The organism is Pseudomonadota bacterium, assembly GCA_022361155.1.
Classification (GTDB): Bacteria; Myxococcota_A; Polyangia; order Polyangiales; family JAKSBK01; genus JAKSBK01.
Map to the genome: position 1 here is coordinate 1 of JAKSBK010000370.1, position 4600 is coordinate 4600.

The 4600-nt window shown below is 67.0% G+C and carries 3 protein-coding genes; all 3 read left to right on the plus strand.

The annotated features are described in order from the left end of the window. The coding region (locus MJD61_14230; protein ID MCG8556427.1) for a penicillin-binding protein 2 at positions 1 to 2057 on the plus strand (2057 nt) is incomplete at its 5' end. Then, positions 2054 to 3649 carry a UDP-N-acetylmuramoyl-L-alanyl-D-glutamate--2,6-diaminopimelate ligase gene (locus MJD61_14235; protein MCG8556428.1) on the plus strand — a complete coding sequence of 532 codons (1596 nt, stop codon included), beginning with the start codon at positions 2054 to 2056 and terminating at the stop codon, positions 3647 to 3649. The genes MJD61_14230 and MJD61_14235, both read left to right, overlap by 4 nt. Positions 3650 to 3652: 3 nt before the next feature. Then, positions 3653 to 4600, plus strand: a 948-nt coding sequence (locus MJD61_14240) for a UDP-N-acetylmuramoyl-tripeptide--D-alanyl-D-alanine ligase (protein MCG8556429.1), incomplete at its 3' end; no start/stop codon positions are given.

Here is a 4600-nt window from a genome sequence, read left to right on the forward strand (position 1 = left end):
GCGTCGATGTCGATAGCGTGTGGGCCAACCCGCGCGCCATGCGCAAGGCCGGGATCGAGCCCGCCTACGCGACCGAACTGCTCTCGAAGCACCTCGAGATCGATCGCGAGATCGTGCTGCGTCGCTTGCGCTCGGATCGCTACTTTGTGTGGATCGAGCGCCGCATTACGCCCAGGCAGGCGGCGGCCGTGCGGGCGTTGAAGCTCGCCGGTATCCGCATGTCGCGCGAGGCGCGCCGCTACTATCCCAATGGGCGACTTGCGCCACACCTGCTCGGCTTCACCGACGTGGACGGTCGGGGCATCGAGGGGGTGGAGCTCAAGCTTGACGATCGGCTGCGGGGATCGTCGAGCAGCGTGCCTGCTCTGCGCGACCGGCGCGGCGTCGTGGTCTTCTCCGAGCAGTTGCTCGACGATCGAGCAGCGCAGGGCGACGACGTCTATCTCACCATCGACAAGACGGTGCAGCGCATTGCCGAGCGGGAGCTGCAGCTTGCCGTGCGCACCTTCGAGGCGCGAGCCGGCAGTGTCGTTATCCTGGATCCTCGCAACGGCGAGGTGCTGGCCTTGGCGAACCACCCCAGCTTCAATCCGAACGATCCTGGCGGCGCACCCATCGCCTATCGACGCAATCGAGCGGTGACCGATCGCTTCGAGCCGGGCTCCACGGTGAAGCCGTTCACCGTGGCGGGGGCGTTAGCGGCTGGTGCGCTCAAGCCTGACGAGGAGATCGACTGCGAAAACGGCGCCCTCGAGATCGCCGAGTACACCATTCATGACACGCGCAAGTGGGACAGGCTGACACCGGCGGACATCCTGAAGTACTCGAGCAATATCGGTACGGCGAAGATCGGAATGAAGCTTGGGCGGGCAGGACTGTATCGCGCGCTGCGCCGCTTCGGCTTCGGACAGCGAACGGGGCTGCCTCTGCCCGGTGAGACGGCTGGGATCCTGCGCCATTACAGGCGCTGGTACGAGATGGACGCCGCAACGGTCGCGTTCGGGCAGGGGATGAGCTCCACAGCGCTGCAGCTCGCCGTGGCCACGGGCGCGCTCGCCAATGGTGGCCGGCTGATGAAGACCTGGCTCGTGCGGGAGATCCGCAACGCACGCGGAGAGGCTCTGGAAAGTGCACGGCCTGTCGTGCGGCGTCGGGTCGTTCCCGAATGGGTAGCGCGACTGGTCGGCGACATGCTCACCTCCGTGACGGAACCGGGAGGGACAGCCGACGACGCGTCGGTCGAAGGATACTTGGCCGCTGGGAAAACCGGCACGGCGCAGAAAGCGGACTACGAACGAGGCGGCTACGCAAAAGACCGTTGGACCGCCTCGTTCGTGGGCTTCTTGCCGGTCCACAAGCCGCGCATCGTCGTGGCCGTCGTGATCGACGAGCCGGTCATTGCCCACTATGGCGGCAAGGTTGCGGGGCCGGCTTTTCGTCGTATTGCTTCGGCCGCGCTGCGCCATCTGGGCGTGCCTGCGGCGCATGGCGGGGGAGCGTTGGCAAAGGGTCACAGGAGCCGGCAGACCAAGGTGGGATCGCGGCACGGGGCTGGCGCTTCGTCGCGAGACGCGGGCAACGCGAACAAGGCATCGTTGGCGGAGACCATCGCCTCGCGTCGAAAGCTGGCCGAGGGGCAGGTGCTCGTGCCGCATTTGCTTGGTGCCTCGGCGCGCAGCGCCATCGTGGCGACGCACGATGTAGATCTGAAGCCTGTCGTCGAAGGCTCGGGGGTGGTGGTGAGTCAGCGGCCATCGGCCGGTTCCGTGGCGGAGCAGGGCAGTGTCCTGCGGTTGGTGCTGGCCCCGCTTGCGTCGGGCGACGCCTCGAGCGAGGGCCGCCCCGATTACGGCCGGGCTTCGAGCCCGGGCACGATGAGGCGGAGCCGATCGGGCCGCCTATCCACGAGCCGAAGTCGGGCGCTGGCCAGATCGGCAAGCGGCGCCGGCACGCCGGGCTCCGCGAAGCGCTTGACCCGGCGGCAGGCGCGGCCGCGAGAAAACCAGCCGGCCCATGCGGCCGTGCTGGCGAGTGTGGCGCGGGAGCCTGCGCGGTGACGTGCACCCATACGTTGTCCGACCTGCTTGATCGCGGGCTCGTCGCGCAGCTGCGTGGTGACGCCAGCGTCGCCTTTGGCGACGTGCGCCACGACTCGCGCTGTATCAGGCCCGGGGAGATCTTCGCCGCGATGCCGGGCCTCAACTACGATGGCGCCAGCTACGCTGCAGACGCGATCCGTCGCGGCGCCGTCGCGATTCTGTGCCAGAGCGCGCTCGAGCTTGCCGCCCCTCAAGCGATCTGTCCCAACGTGCGCATAGCCTTGGGCGAGGTGGCACGCCTGGTACAGGGTGACCCTTGCGCGAGCCTTGCGGTCGTCGGCGTGACGGGCACCAACGGCAAGACGACCATCAGCTATTTGATCGAATCGGTGGTGCGCGCGGCGGGGGCTTGCCCGGCGTTGACGGGAACCGTGAGCTTCAGGGGGCCTCAGGGGGAAGTCGAAGCCACGCATACGACACCGATGGCCGACGACTTCATGCGCTTCGCACGCGCTGCGGTCGATGCCGGTGCAACCCACCTTGTGACGGAGGTCTCCAGTCATGCGCTGGCACAGCATCGGGTGGATGCGATCCCGTTCGAGGTTGCAGCTTTCATCAACCTCAGCCAGGACCACCTGGACTATCACCACGATCTCGAACGGTACAGAGGCGCCAAGGCGAGGCTGTTCCTCGAGCTCGAGCCGGCGCAGGCTGTGTTCAATGTCGACGATGAGTTTGGTGCGGAGCTCGCGTCGAGGGCCGGCATGCCGGTGCTTCGCTGCTCCAAGCGAGCCGGGACACGAGCGGATGTACGCGCGCTCAGCTGGCGTGCCGATCGCCGGGGCACCACAGCCAGCGTCGACACTCCACAAGGAAAATTGGAGTTAGCGAGTCCGCTGATCGGTGATTACAATCTCGACAATCTCTTGGTTTCGGTCGGTTGTTGCCTGGCTTTGGGGTTTACTCTCGACCAGATCAGTAGTGGAATCCGTAGCATGTCAGGAGTTCCTGGACGGCTCGAGCGGATCACGCTTGGCCGCCAGGAGGACGCGCGCCACAGCCTCGTCGTCGTGGACTACGCTCACACGCCCGACGCGCTTGCTCGGGTGCTTGCAGCGTTGCGCAAGGTCACATCGGGCCGGCTGTGGGTGGTGTTTGGCGCCGGGGGTGAGCGCGATTCTGCGAAGCGCCCGGTGATGGGACGGCTTGCTGCCGACCTGGCTGACGTCTTGGTCTTGACGAGCGACAACCCTCGACGCGAGCCGCCGGAAGAAATCCTGGCGCAGATCGAGACCGGCGTTCGACAGGCAGGTAAGAGCCCGCTCGCCGAAGCTGGACCGTGGCTTAGCGGATACACCGTGTGCGAAGATCGGCGCAGCGCGATCCGGACTGCCATCACGCATGCCGGGCCCGAGGATGCGGTGCTGATCGCAGGCAAGGGGCACGAGACCGTACAAGTGATCGGTTCCGAGCGCCGCCCGTTTGACGATCGCTCGGAAGCTCGCCGGGCGCTGGCAGCCGACACGAACCCTGCGTCTGAGGTGGACCCTGCGGTTGAGGTGGACCCTGCGGTTGAGGTGGACCCTGCGGTTGAGGTGGACAAGGCCTGAGCCATGGCAACAGCGATTCCCAGCAACAATGCTCGCTTCACCCTCGGCGAGTTGGCTCGTGCGTGCGGCGGGCGTCTTGTGGGTGGTTCGCTCGAACAGCAGGTGCACGGCGTGACTATCGACTCTCGGGCCGTGCGTCCTGGCGCCCTATTCGTTGCGCTCCGAGGCGAGCACTTCGATGGCCATGATTTCGTTGCGCAGGCGACATCTGCAGGCGCTGCTGCGGTGTTGATCGACAACGCTGCCGAAAGCTGCGATGGCCTGACGGCGGTGGTCGTCGGCGATAGCCATCGAGCGCTGGGCGATTTGGCAACGGCTCATCGGCGCGATTGGCGCGGGACCCTGGTAGGCGTCACGGGCTCGGTGGGCAAGACGACGACCAAGGAGCTTGTGGCGGGCGCGCTCGCGGCAACGGGTCGCCGGGTCCTGCGCAGCGCCGGCAACCTGAACAACCAGGTGGGTCTGCCGATGAGCCTTTTGTGCCTGAATCCGAGTGTGGATACAGCAGTCGTCGAGCTGGGGAGCAGCGCGCCCGGCGAGATCGCACGTCTGAGCGAGCTCGCAGCGCCGGACGTGGGTCTCGTCACCAGCGTCGCTTTGGCCCACAGCGCAGGCCTTGGATCGCTTGCGGCGATCGCCATCGAGAAGGCCGCGCTACTACACGGACTCAAAGCAGAGGGCCTCGCCATCTACAACGCTGACTCGGGGGCGCTCGCTCAGGCGCTCGGCGAGCTGAAGGCAAGGCGCAGCCTGACCTTCGGCGAGTTGCACAGCGCCGACGTTCGGCTGGTTCGCTGCGGACCCTCGGGGGCCGGCGAGCCCGCTGGCGTGCTGAGGTGGCGCTGCGAGTATGTGGTAGAGGGCGAGCGCCTGGAGGCAAGGCTGCGCGCGCTCGGGCGGGCAGCAGCGACGGACGCCGCAGCCGCGCTTGCCGTGGCGCTGGGTTGCGCC